The sequence below is a fragment of the Salinimicrobium sediminis genome (genome assembly GCF_900215295.1).
Taxonomy (GTDB): Bacteria; Bacteroidota; Bacteroidia; order Flavobacteriales; family Flavobacteriaceae; genus Salinimicrobium; species Salinimicrobium sediminis.
The window spans coordinates 52,066-68,169 of sequence record NZ_OCMF01000001.1 but is presented as its reverse complement, the minus strand read 5'-3'; the positions used below and the strand labels follow the sequence as shown (position 1 = coordinate 68,169).

Below are 16,104 nucleotides of genomic sequence, written 5' to 3'. Positions count from 1 at the left end.
TTGAAAAACAGGTACAATAAACATATAATAATAGTGGGTTCTGCCAGAAGCGGTACGAGTTGGCTGGCTGAAACCATTGCAGCGCAGCATCGGTATCGTCTGTTATTTGAACCGGAACATGAATTTAATACGGAACTCGGAAAGCTGATCTGTGATAAGGACCTTAATTCCCGTAATATTTCTCCTCTTACTGAAAATTATTTCAAAAAGATTTTTTTAAATCAGGTGGATAATGACTGGATAGCCCAATGCAGTAACAGGAAATTTAAAAGACATCTCTGGCCTTTGATCCCAAAAAAGATCATCGTCAAATTTGTTCGTGCAAACCTGGCTGCACATTTCATGAATGAGCATTTTCAAATTCCCCTGATTCACATACTCCGGAATCCTTATGACGTTATTCATTCCCAGCAAAGGGTGAGATTTTCCTGGCTTTATGATCTCAGCCATTTTCTGAAGCAGGAAGAATTGGTGGAACTGGTATACTCAAAATTTAAGGTCAATTTAAATGAAGTTGATAAATATTCTGAGATTGAAGTTCTTGCCATACGATGGTGCCTGGAAAATGTAATTCCGATTCAGGTAAGAGAACCTTATTCTTATAAATCCAAAATTGTTTACCATGAACATTTGAGAAGCGACATGGATAATTTTCTTGAACTGTGTGAGTATTTTGGGCTGCAGCCAATTAATGATCTTTCCAAAAAATATAGCTTACCCTCAAGCAAAACCCACCCCGGTAGTGAGATAAGAGGTTCGGTTATAAATCAGGCAAAATTTTCACCACAGCAATACAGGGAAATTAATGGTATCCTTGATAAATTTAAATGTGAGCTTTATCAAAGACAAACCTCTTAATATGACCATAGGGATCGTACTTGCAAAACCACCGGGATATACCGAAACATTTTTCAGGTCAAAGATCAAGGGGCTGCAGGAAAAAGGATTAAAAGTAAATATATACTGTCAGGAGAATAAAATTGGTTTTGATCTATGCCCGGTATATTCCAGGCCACCTCTATCCAAAAGCCCTGCATTTCAGATTTTTCATACGCTTTTCACTTACATCGGACTGGTAGGTTCTCTTAATAATGTCCGGAGATTTATAGGTTTAGAAAAGAAGGAAGGCACGACTTTATCTAAAATCCTGAAAAAAATATATTTGAATTCCCACATGCTGAAGGCAGAGGTGGACTGGCTGCATTTTGGTTTTGCCACCATGGCGTTGGAGCGGGAGTTGGTGGCAGAAGCTATTGGAGCTAAAATGGCAGTAAGTTTCCGGGGCTTTGATATTGACGTATACCCATTAAAAAATTCCGGGTGTTATCAATTACTTTGGAAAAAGGTCGATAAGGTACATGCTATTTCTGAATACCTTCTCAATCAAGCGATCCATCTGGGCTTACCTAAAGAAAAACCGGCTGAGATTATACATCCGGCCGTGAACCCGGTGATGCTTCAAAATTCTCCCAGGTTTAGGAGTAAAAATGAAAAATTAAAACTCATAACCGTTGCAAGATTACATTGGATCAAAGGCATAGATCTACTAATAGCTGCAGCAGAAATTTTGAGAGAAAAAAATATTGAATTTGAATGGTTAATTGCTGGAGCCGGGGATAAAAAGGAAGAGGAGCGTTACCGATTTCATGTATATGAAAAAAAGCTGGAGAAACATGTTATTTTTTTAGGAGCTCTTCCCCATGCACAGACGATTCAAAATATTAATGATGCAGATATTTATGTGCAAACAAGTTTAAGCGAAGGATTCTGTAACGCAGTTTTAGAAGCTCAGGCCCTGGGAAAGATATGTATTGCCTTTTCTGTAGGAGGCCTTCCTGAAAATATTGTGAATGAAAAATCCGGATTTTTGGTAGATACTCTTTCAGCAGAGGAACTGGCGGTCAAAATAACAGAGGTGCTGGCATTCCCTGAATCCATACTATTGGATTATTCAGAATATGCAGTTCGGAGGGTGAAAAATAATTTTTCCACTGATATGCAAAATACCTTATTCCAGAGATTTTATGAATAATCTAAAGAGAATTAGTCAGAGGTATAAAGAGTTCAGGAGCCATCCCCTTACCCGCAAAAATGCAGTGGCAGCCTTAGGGCGCTACTTGTTATTCCATATAAGGAACAGGTTTAAGCAGGAACAAACGATATCCTGGATCGAGGGACTAAAATTTTATGCCAGAAAGGGTGATGCAGGCTTAGTTGCTAATATTTATTACGGACTGTATGAATTCGAGGAATCAATCTTTTTGAGGCATTTCATGAAGAAAGATGATCTCTTTTTGGATATAGGAGCAAATTTAGGGCATTATTCTATGCTCCTTTCCGGTCTTACCAAATGCAGGTCAATTGCTGTAGAGCCGGTTCCTCAAACTTTCAGACAACTGTGTCGTAATATTAAATTAAACCGTCTGGAACACTTAATACAACCCTTAAACCTTGGTATTTCAAATTCGGAGGATAATTTATTTTTTTCAACTGACCGAAATACTATGGACAGAATTGTTTCTGATTCTTACGCTAACTCTGTCCAGGTCAAGGTTACCACTATAGATCAATTATTAAAAAATGAAATCCCGGATGCCATTAAACTGGATGTTGAGGGATATGAATATTTTGCTCTAAAAGGAGCAAATAAAATATTGAGATCTGAAAAACTTAATGTGCTGATAATGGAACTTAACGGATCTGGGAAAAGGTATGGTTTTGATGATAAGGATATTTTTAAGGAAATTGTCGAAATGGGTTTTACTCCTTATGCTTATAATTATATTACCAGAAGCTTAATAGTCCTTAATTCCTACAACAAAGAAAAATTCAATACAATTTTCATCAGGGATGAAGAAGCGGTTCAAAACAGGGTTTTGAGAAGTAAAGCGATTAAAATTAAAAAACACGAATTTTAATTTTTTTATATAATATCTATAGAATACCTGTTAAAAAAGTTGAACATATTTACCATCATTACAAAAAGATCAACAGTTACCATATTAAAAATATTATGGAATTGACTATGGAAATGAAGATCGCGAAAATATTTTACCCCAAGGAGCTTTATGATCCCGGTTATCGTGGCCATATGTTTCCTCTTCTTAAGCCTTTTTTGAAAAATATAGGATATTCCGATTCGGAACGAATAAGTTTATATGGAATATCTTCAAGTGATATTTCTTTTGTTGAGGATCCCATACTAGCGGATATTTTAATACTTCCCATGTCCTGGAATTACTATGTACTTACCGGGAACAGGGAGTCTGCATTAAAATTTATTGATCACTTTAGCCAATTGGGCAAAAAAATTTTTATTTATAATGCCGGGGATATAGGTCTTAAAATCCCGTTTTTTCCAAATGTCCTAATATTCAGACTGGCAGTTAATAAAAGCCCCAGGAAGGACAATGAGATAGTTATTCCACCGTTTATACAGGATCCTCTAAAAACTTTTTACAGTTCCCGCAAGATATTTATGAGAACCTATGCTGATCAACCCAAAGTAGGGTTTTGTGGTTTTGCTAAAACATCAAGAGTAGATGCAGCAATTGAACTGATGAAAATTGAACTTCAAAATATATTGTCTCTCCTGGATCTGAGAATTGAAGAGCCACAACAATTCCTCTCGAGTTCTTACTTTAGAGGTAGAGTTCTGGGTATTCTTAAAAAATCTCCCGGGATTAAAACAAATTTTATAGTTAGAAAGAATTATAGAGCAGGTATAATGCACGATATTTCCCATAACACCGTAATAGAATTTTTTAATAATATTAAAGACTCAGACTACGTTTTTTGCGCGAGGGGATCAGGGAATTTTTCTGTGCGGTTTTATGAAACCCTGGCTATGGGAAGAATTCCTGTTTATGTAAATACCAACGGAGGTTTGCCACTGGATAACCAGATTGAATGGAAGGATCATGTGGTGTGGGTAGAAAAGAGCGAAATAAATTATATAGGAGAAAAGATCAATCATTTTCATAAAAAAATGGATTCGGGGGCGTTTCAGAAACTGTTGATCAATAACAGGAAACTATGGGAGGAACGCTTAACTCTTGGGACATATTTTAAAACTATATTAGCTACAGAAATTTCGTGGAATGGGAATGAAGAGTAAAGTGTTTGTCATAGGATTCCATAAAACAGGCACAACCTCGCTTGAAACAGCACTGGAAAATTTGGGTTACCGGGTCTATGGAGGCGATAAGAATCTTTTGAAGTTTGATGATAGTAAGGATCTGAAGGAATATATCCATAGAGCATTGCAAGATTGGGATGCAGTGCAGGATATGCCCTGGCCTCTGTTCTATAAAGAATTGCACGATCTTTATCCCGATGCAAAATTCATTATGACCCTAAGAGAAACCGAAGGCTGGATAAATAGTGTTGTAAGGCACTGGGGAAGCATTAGGGTGCCATTGCATAGAAAGATCTATAATGTTCCCTGTGCTGAAGGATTCGAGGAAACCTACAAAAGGATCTATACCGGCCATAATAAGAAGGTTTTAGATTTCTTTCAAAATAAACCCAATTTTTTGGTTATGGAACAAGGAAAGAATTTCGATTATAAAACCTTGTGTGATTTTCTAAGTTTGGGGATCCCTCCTGAAGAATTTCCTCATAGTAGAAAAAATACCAGGTTACGGGCAAAAATTAAATTATACCGGGATCTGAGATCCTTTTACTGGAATAAAAAGAATAACTGGAAGTAATGAAGATTTTATTTCTTTTTACCTACAACAAAGGATTACTCTCTGATTTTTTCATGGACTTAGGTCAACAGCTAATTGAAGATGGTCATGAAGTAAAGGTATATTCTTTAAAAGAACACCCGGGAAGATATAAGGTTGGAAGTATAGAAATTATTGTAGAAAAAAAAGGAGGTTATGGAAGCGACTATTTTAGAATTTTTAGATCCATAAATGAAATTTCTCCCGATGTTATTATTTCCAATTTTAGTTATGCTAATCCCTCCATGTTAGCCGGTAAAATTTTGAAAATAAAAAGAAATATTGTCTGGGTACACTCTTTAAAAAAACACGGTGATCCGGGACATTATGTAATTATGATAAAGAGGCAGTTCTATAAACTTGCCGACAAGATCATAGTCAATTCCTGTATTCTTGAGAAAGAGCTAAAGGAGGTTTTTCACGTTAAAGGGTCAAAAATTATCCCTATACCTTTTTGGTCAAATATTCAGGAGGTTAAACCAAACCTGATCGCAATAGGAGAAACAAGCGATCAATTTTTAATAGGTTGCCCCGGAAGATTTACAATAATTAAAAATCAGCAGGTAATTATAACGGCTCTTGCCTCGGCAAAAGCTAATGCTTCGAAAGAGCTGAAATTTTATTTGGCGGGAGATGGACCTAACCGCAAAAACCTGGAAATGCAGGTGAGCAAACTCAACCTTGGAGAGGAAGTGAACTTTTTAGGTGTTTTGTCAGCAGGCCAGATGGTGGATTTTTATAAAAAAATGGATCTGATCGTTTTACCTAGTCTTTTTGAATCTTTTGGATTGGTTTTTATTGAAGCACTTTCTTTAGGTATACCTGTTCTTGTATCAGATAGATTTGGGGCCCTTGATTTTGTGAATAAAGAAAACAAGGATGTCAAAGAGATTCTTTTCGATCCTGAAGATCCTGAAGCGTTAGCTAATAAAATTTCTGATATTGTAGGTCAGAAAAGAATAGACCGGGATTTTTATAAAACCTTGTATACAGAACATTTTAAAAAAGAGAAAATATACCGGGAAGTTCTCGACGTTCTAATAGAATAAGAAATTTCAGGAATGGCAAAAGGGAAATATTCTTTTTTTAAAACTACCTATCTTATTTTTCACCGGTTATATCTTGATCAGGTAAATAATTGGAGGAAATTGAAGGCCAAAATTTTTAACCAAAGAATAATTTATTCTTATTATGCCCGCATCAATAATTTTGGAGATAGCTTTAACAGAGATCTTGTTAATTATTTTGATGCAGAATTAATTTATGTTGTTCCCGAAAAAAGTCAAACCGTTTTCACAGGATCGATTCTTGGAAACTTTAAAAGAGAATATTCAGGATATATACTTGGTGCAGGTTTTATTTCGGAAAGATATGTAAGAAATTCTAATCAATGGAAAATAAGAATAATCAGAGGACCCCTGAGCGGAAAAAGATGTGATGCCCCCTCTGAAGTTTTATATGCTGATCCGGGAATACTTGCTTCTAAAATATACCCATGTCAGGAGAAGAAAAAGTTTAAATTGGGAATAGTCCCCCATAAAAGAGATATAGATTTTATTAAACATTTATCTTGTGTTGCTGAAACTAAGATCATAGATCCGAGAGATCATCCATTTAAGGTAGCCAAACAGATTAAGCAATGTCGTTTTATAGCTTCCTCTTCCCTTCACGGACTTATTTTTGCCGATTCATTCAGAATTCCGAATATTCACCTTCGGTTAGGAGACAGGCCGGTTGGCGGCATTTTTAAGTTTTGCGATTATTACCTGGGAATGGATGTTGATCCTGAACATCTTGATTATAGGCCGGATTTATCTGTAGAGGAGATCATTGGAAGGTGTAAACTAAGATATACTGAAAATTATCTAGTTGAAAAACAGCAGGAAATTGAAAGAATTTATAATTCAGTTTTTTCCGAAATCAGTCAAAAATAAAATGTTCTCTCTCAGAAAATTATGATGTTCCAATTCCTGAAATATCTTCAACCGACACATTACTTCCAGTTATACCGAAAGGATGGAACTTCGATCTTCCCTGTTGTTTCCCATCTGCCCGAGAGAGTATTGGAACAGATCCTTCCCGATCAGGATTTCATTAGTTCCTCTGCCGCTGAATATGACAGATCCTGGCGGGCTGTAAAATTTGGGTATACAGGTCCAGCTCCAACATATTCAAAGTTTAAAGAAATCCCTCTGGAGGATGAATATCGTTTTCTCAGAAAATATTTTCACCCGGTTTGGGCGGTGTATGTTTTTCTCCTACGAGTGCTGACTTTCAAAAACATCGTTAAAGAGGTCATTGCCTGGAGACGGAGTAGCAGTAAAAAAAGGATAACAAATTTTTCCATCCTAAATAACGATTTGGAATGGGACAATTACCAATCTTCTCTGGTAAAGGAAAATCCGCTCGTTAGTGTTATTATTCCCACTTTAAATCGCTATGAATACCTGGGGGATGTCTTATCTGATTTTGAGAGACAGGATTATAAAAATTTCGAAATTATTATTGTTGATCAATCACAACCCTTTAGGGAGGATTTCTATTCAGATTTTCGGCTGCAGATCAAGGTGCTGAAACAGAGGGAAAAAGCGCTGTGGCTCGCCCGCAACAGGGCGGTAGAGGAGGCCAAAGCCAATATTGTTGCATTTTCTGAAGATGATGTGCGAATACCTACAGACTGGTTAAGCAGTCATTTGGTTTGTCTGGATTTTTTCGATGCAGATATTTCAGCCGGGGTTTTTTTCCCGGAGGGAGCGGAGATTCCTCAAGACCGATCATTTTTTGCGATTGCCTCGCAATTTGCTTCCGGAAACGCAATGCTCTACAAACACATTTTTAAAAAAACAGGTCTGTTCGACAGGCAGTTCGAAAAGCAGAGAATGGGGGATGGGGAATTTGGTTTAAGAGCTTTTCTTTTTGGCTTTAGAAGTATTTCCAATCCTTATGCTTACTGTACTGATCTTAAAGCGCATAGTGGAGGATTAAGAGAACTGGGTAGTTGGGATTCTTTCCGACCCAAAAATTTATTTTCTCCCAGACCTGTTCCCAGTGTCTTATACTATTACAGGAAATATTTTGGTACAAAAAGAAGCATTCTAGCTCTGCTAAAATCAGTACCGCCTTCTATAATACCTTATCGGTACAGAAATGAAAGAAAATTTGTAGTGTTTGGAGCATTTATCTCTCTACTTTTGTTTCCATTGGTCTTGCTTCAGGTTTTGATTTCCTGGAGACTGGCAACTAAAAAATTAGAGCAAGGAGCACGAATTCATGAGTTTAAGTAAAATTTCCATATTTACTTCCGAATTTCCACCTCAGCCCGGCGGTATTGGAAATCATTCCTATAATCTTGCTCAGGGTTTGGCAGATCACGGGTATACTGTTACTGTTCTTACTGACAGACGTTCAGCAAAAGGAGAAGAAGAAAGTAAGTTTGATGCTGCTCTCGAGTTCCAGGTGATAAGAATTCCGAGAAAAAAGCTGATGATTTTAAGTTATTTGCACAGAATAAAAATGGCTTTTTATCTGGCGGGTAGGAGTGAAGTGATTTTGGCTTCAGGCAAATTTCAATTGTGGTTAGGAGCATTGTTATCATTTTGTAAGAAGAAAAAAAATATTGCCATAGTCCATGGAAGTGAGCTTTTACTACCACATAAAGGTTTACGGAGCTTTACAGAATTTTCTTTAAGACGTTTTGATAAAGTAATTTCTGTTAGTAACTTCACAAAATCCCTGCTTAAACTTTCATCTTTAAAAGAAGTACATGTTATCCATAATGGTTTTCGTCTTTTTTGTTCCCCGATGGAAAATAGTAGATCTGAAACCGGGCCTATTCTGATCACCGTTGGGAATGTAACTCAAAGAAAGGGACAACAGAATGTTATTAAAACTCTTCCCCGCCTTCTTGAGAAATATCCCGATCTTAGATATTATATAGTAGGTATTCCTAGTGAAATAGAGAAGTTACAAAACCTGGCAAGAGAACTTGAGGTCGAAAAGGCAGTTGTTTTCTGTGGTGCTGTGAGTGAAGCTGAAAAATGTACCTTGCTTGGAAAAGCTGATATTTTCATGATGTTAAGTGAAAATACGGAAGAGGGTGATGTAGAAGGATTTGGTATTGCCATACTTGAAGCCAATTCTCTTGGTATTCCATCCGTAGGTTCGAAAGGATGCGGAATTGAAGAAGCTGTTCAGGATGGTTTTTCAGGATTGGTGGTTAATAAAAGCAATACGGAAGAAGTATTTGCAGCAGTTAATAGAATTCTCGAGGATTATCAGGAATATAGTTCTAACGCTATGGAGTGGGCCCAGAAGTTCCGTTGGGAAAACGTGGTAGGGAAATATATACAAATACTGGAAGAATGACCCTAGCAATTATTTCACATACTGCTCACTACAGAACATCCGATGGACGCATTGTGGGATGGGGACCAACAGTGGCTGAAATCGATCATCTGTCATTAATTTTCAAAAAGATCTATCATGTTGCCTTTCTACATGATGAAAATGCTCCTCGCAGCGCGGTTCCCTACCAGTCTAACAAGGTGGAATTTGTACCTCTGCCGCCTTCCGGAGGAAATTCTCTAAAAGAAAAATGGACGGTTTTAAGCCAATTGAGGAAAACAATAGGTATTGTATCAGGGGTATTGAAAAAATCAGATATATTTCAGTTTCGGGCCCCGACCGGAATAGGTATCTATCTTATCCCTTACCTAACCATGAAATATAAGAAGAAGGGCTGGTTCAAATATGCCGGTAATTGGCAACAAAAAAATCCTCCCTTCGGGTATGCCTTGCAACGCTGGATGTTAAAGCAGCAGAGTCGTAAGGTTACTGTGAATGGTTCCTGGCCAGATCAGGCTGAGAACATTGTTCCTTTTGAAAACCCCTGTTTAACTCAACAGAATAGGGAATTAGGAAAGAGCATAATTGAACAAAAAACAATTACAGAGGGTGCCAATATATGTTTTGTAGGAAGCCTGACTGAAAAGAAAGGTTTCGATATTTTCATGTCTGCTTTGGTAGATCTCAGACTAAAATTTAACCAGGTGCATATCGTAGGAGATGGGCAATTAAAAGAGAAATATGAACAAATGATCCCCGGAATTGTCTTTCACGGTTTTCAACCAAGAGAAAAGGTACATGTAATTCTTTCAAAGTGTCACTTTATTGTTCTGCCTTCTCTAAGTGAGGGTTTCCCAAAGGTGATAGCTGAAGGAATGAATTATGGGTGTGTACCTATAGTTTCAGATGTCTCCTGCATTGGACAAATAATTAAAGATGGAGAAAACGGATTTTTAATAATGCCGATAACTAAAGAAAGATTATTTTCCATTTTGAAAAAAAGCTTCTTGCTGAAGAACGAAGATTACAGGGAAATTGTGAAACGGAATTATATGTTGTCCTACCAATTTACTTTTAATTCTTTTTTAAACGAAGTTCAGGAAAAAATTTTGCAGAAGGAGGTAATGGGTTATGGGGAGCATATTAAATTATAATTATTTTACACTTGTGCTGCTTCATGTAGCCCTGGGATTTGTAGTGTTTTTATACAGACCTTTGGCTGCTTTGATTCTTCCGGTAGTTTTGGTAATGCTTATTTTGCTGGTCATAAATAACCGCAATAGAAATAACGAGGCCTTAATGGCTGCTGCCTACATGGCCGGGGGCGAAGTTTTTTTTCGGATGACCCATGCAACGGTTTTTTGGGAAACAGGAAAGTATTCAGTTATTCTATTTTTGTTGATTGGAATGTTCTATAAAGGTGCATCAGCGAAAACTATTCCCTATTGGATTTACCTCCTTCTTCTGTTTCCGGCTATTTTTGTTGCGTCTCAGTCTATGGATAGTACTTTAGGTGAATTTAGAAGATCTGTAGCTTTTAATTTGAGTGGTCCTGTTTGTCTTGGTATATCTGCACTCTATTGTTATTACAAAAAAATATCTAAAAAGGAATTTAATTTAGTGCTTTTAATGCTGGTGCTGCCTTTGGTGTCAAATATGGTTTATTTGTATTTCCGTACCCCAAGTGTGGGGGAAACCTTGATGTATGGTACCAACTCAAATTTTGCAACTTCCGGGGGCTACGGCCCCAACCAAATTGCTACAGTATTAGGATTAGGTGCAGTTATACTTTTTATGCGCCTTTTCACTATTAAGAATAAATTTATAAATGTGGTTGACTTGATCCTTTTTGCTTTGATGAGTTACAGGGCCCTTGTTACCTTTTCAAGAGGAGGCGTTGTAACGGCTATTATTTGTATAGTAGCTTTTGTGCTTCTTTTTTACTACAAGCAAAACGCACACGAAAGAAGTGGAATTCTCTTTAAGTTAGGGATGTTGGGAATAGCAGCATTATTGGTAGTTGGTTACACTGCTAGAGAGACACAGGGGCTAATTGTGAACAGGTATACCGGTCGTGACGCTTCAGGAGAGCTAAAAGATGATATTACTACAGGAAGGGTGGAGTTATTTGTAACTGAATTGGAGGGTTTTTATAATAATCCCTTTATAGGTATTGGAGTGGATAGAGGAAAAAAATTCAGAGGTTGGGCAGTAGCTTCTCACAATGAATTAAGTCGTCTCTTATCGGAACACGGCATGTTTGGTATTTTTGCGATCCTTATTCTTATATTTGTGCCTTTATTGTTTTGGCTGAAATTTAAAAATAATTACTACTTTTTAGCCTTTGTCGCCTTTTGGTTCCTCACCATAAATCATTCGGCCATGAGGATCGCCCTACCGGCTTTTGTGTATGGACTGGCCCTTTTATACATTGTGGAGGACAAGAAGAAACCAGGGAAAATAAAACGCCTTGAAGCAAAAACGGCCGGTACGGCTATAGAATAGTTGATGAAAAAAAGAATTCTTTATATAGGTAACAATCTATCCAATCCTACTTTTACCGCTACCTATATTTCTTTTTTCAGCGAAGTATTGAAGCAGGAGGGATATTGGGTGAAAACGGCCTCTGCTAAAGATAATAAGGCGCTGCGCCTGGTGGAAATGCTTTCGCTTATTTGGAGTCATCGTAAGGATACCGATGTGGTGCTTATCGATACCTATGGCGCCCAAAATTTTTATTATGCCTACAGCATTGGTAAGCTGTGTCAGCAGTTAAAACTGCCTTATATACCTATCTTACACGGAGGAAACCTAAAGGAACGGCTGGACAAAACTCCAAACCTTACAAAGTCTCTCTTCGGTAACGCCCGACTAAATGTAGCGCCCTCTCATTTTTTATATGATATTTTTGTTGATCACGGGTTTACCAATTCCCGTATCATTCCAAATTCCATCACTCTGGAAAATTATCCTTTTAAGGAGAGGAAGACTTTTAAACCAAATTTCCTTTGGGTCCGCAGATTTCAGGAGCGCTATAATCCCATGATGGCAGTAAAGGTTTTTGAACAGATATATCGCAAACATCCGGAGGCAAAAATGTGCATGGTAGGACCTGAGAAGGACGGTTCAATGGAAAAGTGCATGGAATACGCAGCACAACACCATTTACCCGTGGAATTCCCGGGAAAGATGAAAAAGAGGGATTGGGCAGCTCTTTCTGTTGACTACGACTTCTTTATTAATTCTACCGATGTTGATAATACGCCTATAAGTGTTATAGAAGCCATGGCTCTTGGACTTCCCGTCATCTCCACAGACGTTGGTGGCATGCCTTACCTCATAGAAAACGGCAAAGATGGCATCCTAGTCCCGCAAAACGATGTCCCCGCTATGGTCGCTGCCATAGAAGAACTGCTTGAGAACTCTCAAAAGTGTCAGCAAATTGCACAAGCCGCTTATGAGAAGGTCAAACAGTTCGACTGGGAAATTGTGAAGGAGGAGTGGATTTCTGTTTTGAATGGATAAGGTATGATGTAACTCAAATTCATTCTTTCTTCTGCCCACCGACCTTTAGAGCGGGGGCAAGAGAATGAATTTTAACAAATTGCATGTTCTTTTTTGCATCGCCCAAAAAAGAACCAAAAAAGTCTAGGCTTACGAAAATGTTGCTAATATTTTCATTCGGAGCCTAAATTTTAGGAACTCGCGGGAAAAATTTCTTTTAAAACTATAAATCATTACGCTCAAACAGCCTAAAATTTTACTCCCGATAGCTATCGGGATCATTTCAATTTTCACGCAAAATTTTCGATAGGCCGTTTTAAATCCAAAACTATTATTAGTAATTACTTAATGGACATTGGTTTGATAGAACGCTTTTCCCTGCTCCCTTTAGGGTTGGGGTAAAACGGGAAAAGAAGCAAATGGTCCAAAATTATCATTTAATAAAAAACTCCTTCCACCTTTCCTTAAGACGGTCAGAGCTCAGGGTGAAATTCTACTAAAATTATATACTTTTACTCAAACATTTTAAGCAGATCCTGAAAAACCTAATCTACATAGGTAACAAATTATACACCAGCGGCGGCACTCCCACCTCCATCGACACTCTGGCACCACTACTCAGAGAAGAAGGATTTAATGTAAAAACAGCCTCTTCAAAAAAGAACAAACTATTTCGCATTGTGGAAATGCTCTTGCTGGTTTACAGGTACAGAAAAACTGCAGACTACGTCCTTATCGATACTTACAGCACTCAAAATTTCTGGTATGCTTATGCAGTCGGCCGACTATGTCAAAAGCTTAATCTAAAATATATTCCCATACTTCATGGGGGAGAATTACCGAATAGACTGGAAAGCTCGCCCGAAGCATCAAAAAAGCTCTTTGGGAAGGCTTTTCTAAATGTGGCTCCTTCGCTATACATGAAAACTATTTTTCAGCAGGCAGGATTTACAAACGTGAGATATATACCTAACAGCATAAACCTGAAAGATTATCAATACAAAGAACGAAATGAGCTTCGGCCAAAACTTTTGTGGGTACGTGCCTTTGCAGAGATCTATAATCCGCTGCTGGCAATAAAGGTGTTGGAACTCCTGCTGCCTGAATATCCGGATGCCGAACTCTGCATGATAGGCCCAAAGAAAGATGACTCCTGGAAGGATTGTATTCGCTATGCTAAACTACACCGGCTGCCGGTTCGCTTTCCCGGTCGCTTATCAAGAGAAGATTGGACAGCCTTTGCTGCCGATTTTGACATTTTTCTAAACACGACAAATATCGACAACAACCCCGTAAGCGTAGTTGAGGCTATGGCTCTCGGTATGCCCGTGATTTCTACAAAGGCCGGCGGACTCCCATACCTCATTTCTGCCGACATAGACGGGGTGCTGGTCCCACCCAAAGATCCGGAACGTATGGCTGTTTCCGTCAACAACCTCCTCCGGGATCCACATCGTTCCCTGGAAAGAACAGTTGCAGCAAGAAATAAAGTAGAGGCTTTTGATTGGGAGAGAGTGAAATTGATGTGGTTAGAGATATTGCGTACTTAGTTTGAAGCATGAGGGATTAAGAAGTAGGAAACAGAGACATAAAGGGTACAGAATTTAAATTATTATCTATACTTTTAACCCAATTTTATTTTATTAACATAACGCACCTGTTCTATCATTTTTCTTGTAACAAGAAAACTGGACAGAAGACAAAACTCCTTCTTTATAAAGTAACGTGATGAAATCCGACTTTGCTGTAATAGTTCCTCTGGCCAATGAATCTTCAGATTTTCATCCATTTGTCTCCTCTCTGACTGAAGTATTAGATGGATTAGGAACTGGAACAATATATTTCATCGTTGATAAAGTTTCTCGGGATAACACTCTGGAATTATGTATGACACTTTCACGAAGTGATGTCAGATTTATCACAGTCTGGGCTCCCGAAAATAAAAATGTTGTTGATGCTTATTTGAGAGGTTATAGAGAAGCATTAAATAATGGGCATCAAATTATTATTGAAATGGATGCCGGCCTTTCTCACGATCCAAAAGCTTTACCAATGTTCTTAAGAGTCTTAAATGAAGGAAATGAATGTGCGTTTGGGAGTCGATTTATTAATGGTGGTTCAATATGTGATTCTACATGGAAACGTAGCTTCTTGTCCAAATTCGGAACTATTTTATCCAATGTTCTTTTAGGTACAAAATTATATGATATGACCTCAGGTTATCAGGGTTTTCATGCACATATTGTAAACAGATTTGTTGATTACAAATTACTATCGAAAGCTCATTTCTATCAAACAGAATTGCGTTATTTATTACGGAAAAGCAGGTATGCGGAGATTCCAATACATTATCGTGCTCCTTCTCCAAGTGTTTCGCAGAAGGCGATTAAAAATTCCTTTCAAGTATTACTTCATTATTTTTTCTTACGCTTAAGGTTTAAAACTCCTGTGGTTTAATGAAGCTGCAGAATATTCCTGGGCATTAAGATTTGAAATATCAGATTATGGATAAAACCTTTTTAATAATTACCTCCATTGCAGATGACAGAAATTCTGTCCTAAGAACCTTTGCTGATGAAACTTATAAAAATGATGTTGGATACATTGTGATAGGAGATACAAAAAGCCCGGAAGATTTTAAGCTGGAAGGCTGTGATTTTTACTCTCTTAAGAGACAAGAATCCTTGCCATATTCACTTGCTGAAATTTTACCATTAAGGCACTATTCAAGGAAAAATCTAGGTTATTTAATAGCAATTTCTAAAGGTGCTAAGAAAATAATTGAAACTGATGATGACAATTTTCCTCTGGAAGATTTTTGGATAAACAGAAGCCGAAGTGTGCCTGCGTATTTATTAGAGAATGAAGGATGGGTTAATGTTTATAAATTTTTTACAAAAGCTAATATATGGCCAAGGGGGTTTCCATTAGAAAAGATTAAAAATAAATTACCGGAGTTGACCACAAGAAATTTAATTGACTGTCCCATTCAGCAGGGATTGGCGGATGAGAATCCAGATGTGGATGCCATATTTAGACTTACTTGTTCTTTGCCATTAACTTTTAATAAATTTCACAATGTAGCTTTGGGAAAGCATACATTTTGTCCCTTCAACAGTCAGAATACTACATGGTTCAAAGAAGCTTTTCCCTTATTATATTTACCCTCCTTTTGTAGTTTTCGAATGACAGACATTTGGCGCTCTTTTGTGGCTCAAAGAATTGCCTGGACTTGTGGATGGCCGGTTTTATTCCACCAGAGTACTGTTCGACAAGAAAGGAATAATCATGACCTCATGAAAGATTTTCAAGATGAAATTATAGGCTATACGAAAAACTTAGAAATAGGTAAATGTTTGAATGACCTGAACCTTAAAGAAGGAAAAGAACACATTGCCGAAAATATGAATACGTGTTACAAAGAGTTAGTTCGATTAGGCTTTGTTGGCGAAAAGGAACTTGACCTGTTACATAGTTGGTTAGAGGATATTAAATCTTAATTAGCATTGTTATCCATGAAGGTAAA

Annotated in this window: 16 protein-coding genes; 15 read left to right on the top strand and 1 reads right to left on the bottom strand. The window is 37.5% G+C overall.

Annotated elements, in window-relative coordinates:
• From CRO16_RS00350 to CRO16_RS00340, 3 genes are read left to right on the top strand one after another with little or no spacing between them, the layout of a single operon-like run.
• Positions 1–858 carry a sulfotransferase family protein gene (locus tag CRO16_RS00350; RefSeq protein WP_097054374.1) on the top strand — a complete coding sequence of 286 codons (858 nt, stop codon included), beginning with the start codon at positions 1–3 and terminating at the stop codon, positions 856–858.
• Positions 830–2,032, top strand: a complete 1,203-nt coding sequence (locus CRO16_RS00345; protein ID WP_245858829.1) for a glycosyltransferase family 4 protein — start codon at positions 830–832, stop codon at positions 2,030–2,032. Before CRO16_RS00350 ends, CRO16_RS00345 begins: the two co-directional genes overlap by 29 nt.
• Entirely contained in the window at positions 2,025–2,918 is an 894-nt protein-coding gene (locus CRO16_RS00340; protein ID WP_097054373.1) for an FkbM family methyltransferase, read from the top strand. The genes CRO16_RS00345 and CRO16_RS00340 overlap by 8 nt, the downstream gene beginning before the upstream one ends.
• 5 nt (positions 2,919–2,923) lie before the next feature.
• Here CRO16_RS00340 and CRO16_RS16060 read toward each other — a convergent pair whose 3' ends face one another.
• The gene (locus tag CRO16_RS16060) at positions 2,924–3,091 is read right to left on the bottom strand and encodes a hypothetical protein (RefSeq protein WP_179670460.1); all 168 of its coding nucleotides are present in this window, start codon (positions 3,089–3,091) and stop codon (positions 2,924–2,926) included.
• A gap of 135 nt (positions 3,092–3,226) precedes the next feature.
• Here CRO16_RS16060 and CRO16_RS00335 point away from each other — a divergent pair, with 135 nt between their 5' ends.
• From CRO16_RS00335 to CRO16_RS00280, 12 genes are all read left to right on the top strand, one after another.
• Positions 3,227–4,117 carry a hypothetical protein gene (locus tag CRO16_RS00335; protein ID WP_143544380.1) on the top strand — a complete coding sequence of 297 codons (891 nt, stop codon included), beginning with the start codon at positions 3,227–3,229 and terminating at the stop codon, positions 4,115–4,117.
• Entirely contained in the window at positions 4,107–4,712 is a 606-nt protein-coding gene (locus CRO16_RS00330; protein WP_143544379.1) for a sulfotransferase family protein, read from the top strand. Before CRO16_RS00335 ends, CRO16_RS00330 begins: the two co-directional genes overlap by 11 nt.
• Positions 4,712–5,779 carry a glycosyltransferase family 4 protein gene (locus CRO16_RS00325; RefSeq protein ID WP_097054370.1) on the top strand — a complete coding sequence of 356 codons (1,068 nt, stop codon included), beginning with the start codon at positions 4,712–4,714 and terminating at the stop codon, positions 5,777–5,779. Before CRO16_RS00330 ends, CRO16_RS00325 begins: the two co-directional genes overlap by 1 nt.
• Positions 5,780–5,791: 12 nt before the next feature.
• Positions 5,792–6,664 (top strand): polysaccharide pyruvyl transferase family protein, encoded by an 873-nt coding sequence (locus tag CRO16_RS00320; RefSeq protein ID WP_097054369.1) that lies wholly within the window; start codon positions 5,792–5,794, stop codon positions 6,662–6,664.
• Between the two features lie 21 nt (positions 6,665–6,685).
• Complete coding sequence (locus tag CRO16_RS00315) at positions 6,686–8,014, top strand: glycosyltransferase family A protein (protein ID WP_097054368.1); 1,329 nt, start codon at positions 6,686–6,688, stop codon at positions 8,012–8,014.
• Positions 8,001–9,095 (top strand): glycosyltransferase family 4 protein, encoded by a 1,095-nt coding sequence (locus CRO16_RS00310; RefSeq protein WP_097054367.1) that lies wholly within the window; start codon positions 8,001–8,003, stop codon positions 9,093–9,095. Before CRO16_RS00315 ends, CRO16_RS00310 begins: the two co-directional genes overlap by 14 nt.
• Complete coding sequence (locus tag CRO16_RS00305; RefSeq protein WP_097054366.1) at positions 9,092–10,228, top strand: glycosyltransferase; 1,137 nt, start codon at positions 9,092–9,094, stop codon at positions 10,226–10,228. The genes CRO16_RS00310 and CRO16_RS00305 overlap by 4 nt, the downstream gene beginning before the upstream one ends.
• A complete protein-coding gene (locus tag CRO16_RS00300) occupies positions 10,206–11,579 on the top strand; it encodes an O-antigen ligase family protein (RefSeq protein WP_097054365.1) in 1,374 nt (457 codons plus the stop codon). The genes CRO16_RS00305 and CRO16_RS00300 overlap by 23 nt, the downstream gene beginning before the upstream one ends.
• 3 nt (positions 11,580–11,582) lie before the next feature.
• A complete protein-coding gene (locus tag CRO16_RS00295) occupies positions 11,583–12,599 on the top strand; it encodes a glycosyltransferase family 4 protein (protein WP_097054364.1) in 1,017 nt (338 codons plus the stop codon).
• A 665-nt stretch (positions 12,600–13,264) separates the two neighbouring features.
• A complete protein-coding gene (locus CRO16_RS00290) occupies positions 13,265–14,128 on the top strand; it encodes a glycosyltransferase family 4 protein (protein WP_317042517.1) in 864 nt (287 codons plus the stop codon).
• A gap of 178 nt (positions 14,129–14,306) precedes the next feature.
• Positions 14,307–15,035, top strand: a complete 729-nt coding sequence (locus tag CRO16_RS00285; protein WP_218839718.1) for a glycosyltransferase — start codon at positions 14,307–14,309, stop codon at positions 15,033–15,035.
• 47 nt (positions 15,036–15,082) lie between these two features.
• A complete protein-coding gene (locus CRO16_RS00280; protein ID WP_097054362.1) occupies positions 15,083–16,078 on the top strand; it encodes an STELLO glycosyltransferase family protein in 996 nt (331 codons plus the stop codon).
• Positions 16,079–16,104: the final 26 nt, after the last annotated feature.

What these genes read in the sequence shown, in the direction of transcription:
- CRO16_RS16060 (WP_179670460.1), bottom strand. Translation starts at nt 3,091, where the DNA reads ATGGCCACGATAACCGGGATCATAAAGCTCCTTGGGGTAAAATATTTT.
- CRO16_RS00320 (WP_097054369.1), top strand. Translation starts at nt 5,792, where the DNA reads ATGGCAAAAGGGAAATATTCTTTTTTTAAAACTACCTATCTTATTTTT.
- CRO16_RS00325 (WP_097054370.1), top strand. Translation starts at nt 4,712, where the DNA reads ATGAAGATTTTATTTCTTTTTACCTACAACAAAGGATTACTCTCTGAT.
- CRO16_RS00340 (WP_097054373.1), top strand. Translation starts at nt 2,025, where the DNA reads ATGAATAATCTAAAGAGAATTAGTCAGAGGTATAAAGAGTTCAGGAGC.
- CRO16_RS00300 (WP_097054365.1), top strand. Translation starts at nt 10,206, where the DNA reads ATGGGGAGCATATTAAATTATAATTATTTTACACTTGTGCTGCTTCAT.
- CRO16_RS00280 (WP_097054362.1), top strand. Translation starts at nt 15,083, where the DNA reads ATGGATAAAACCTTTTTAATAATTACCTCCATTGCAGATGACAGAAAT.
- CRO16_RS00305 (WP_097054366.1), top strand. Translation starts at nt 9,092, where the DNA reads ATGACCCTAGCAATTATTTCACATACTGCTCACTACAGAACATCCGAT.
- CRO16_RS00310 (WP_097054367.1), top strand. Translation starts at nt 8,001, where the DNA reads ATGAGTTTAAGTAAAATTTCCATATTTACTTCCGAATTTCCACCTCAG.
- CRO16_RS00290 (WP_317042517.1), top strand. Translation starts at nt 13,265, where the DNA reads ATGCTCTTGCTGGTTTACAGGTACAGAAAAACTGCAGACTACGTCCTT.
- CRO16_RS00295 (WP_097054364.1), top strand. Translation starts at nt 11,583, where the DNA reads ATGAAAAAAAGAATTCTTTATATAGGTAACAATCTATCCAATCCTACT.
- CRO16_RS00315 (WP_097054368.1), top strand. Translation starts at nt 6,686, where the DNA reads ATGATGTTCCAATTCCTGAAATATCTTCAACCGACACATTACTTCCAG.
- CRO16_RS00285 (WP_218839718.1), top strand. Translation starts at nt 14,307, where the DNA reads ATGAAATCCGACTTTGCTGTAATAGTTCCTCTGGCCAATGAATCTTCA.
- CRO16_RS00335 (WP_143544380.1), top strand. Translation starts at nt 3,227, where the DNA reads ATGTCCTGGAATTACTATGTACTTACCGGGAACAGGGAGTCTGCATTA.
- CRO16_RS00330 (WP_143544379.1), top strand. Translation starts at nt 4,107, where the DNA reads ATGAAGAGTAAAGTGTTTGTCATAGGATTCCATAAAACAGGCACAACC.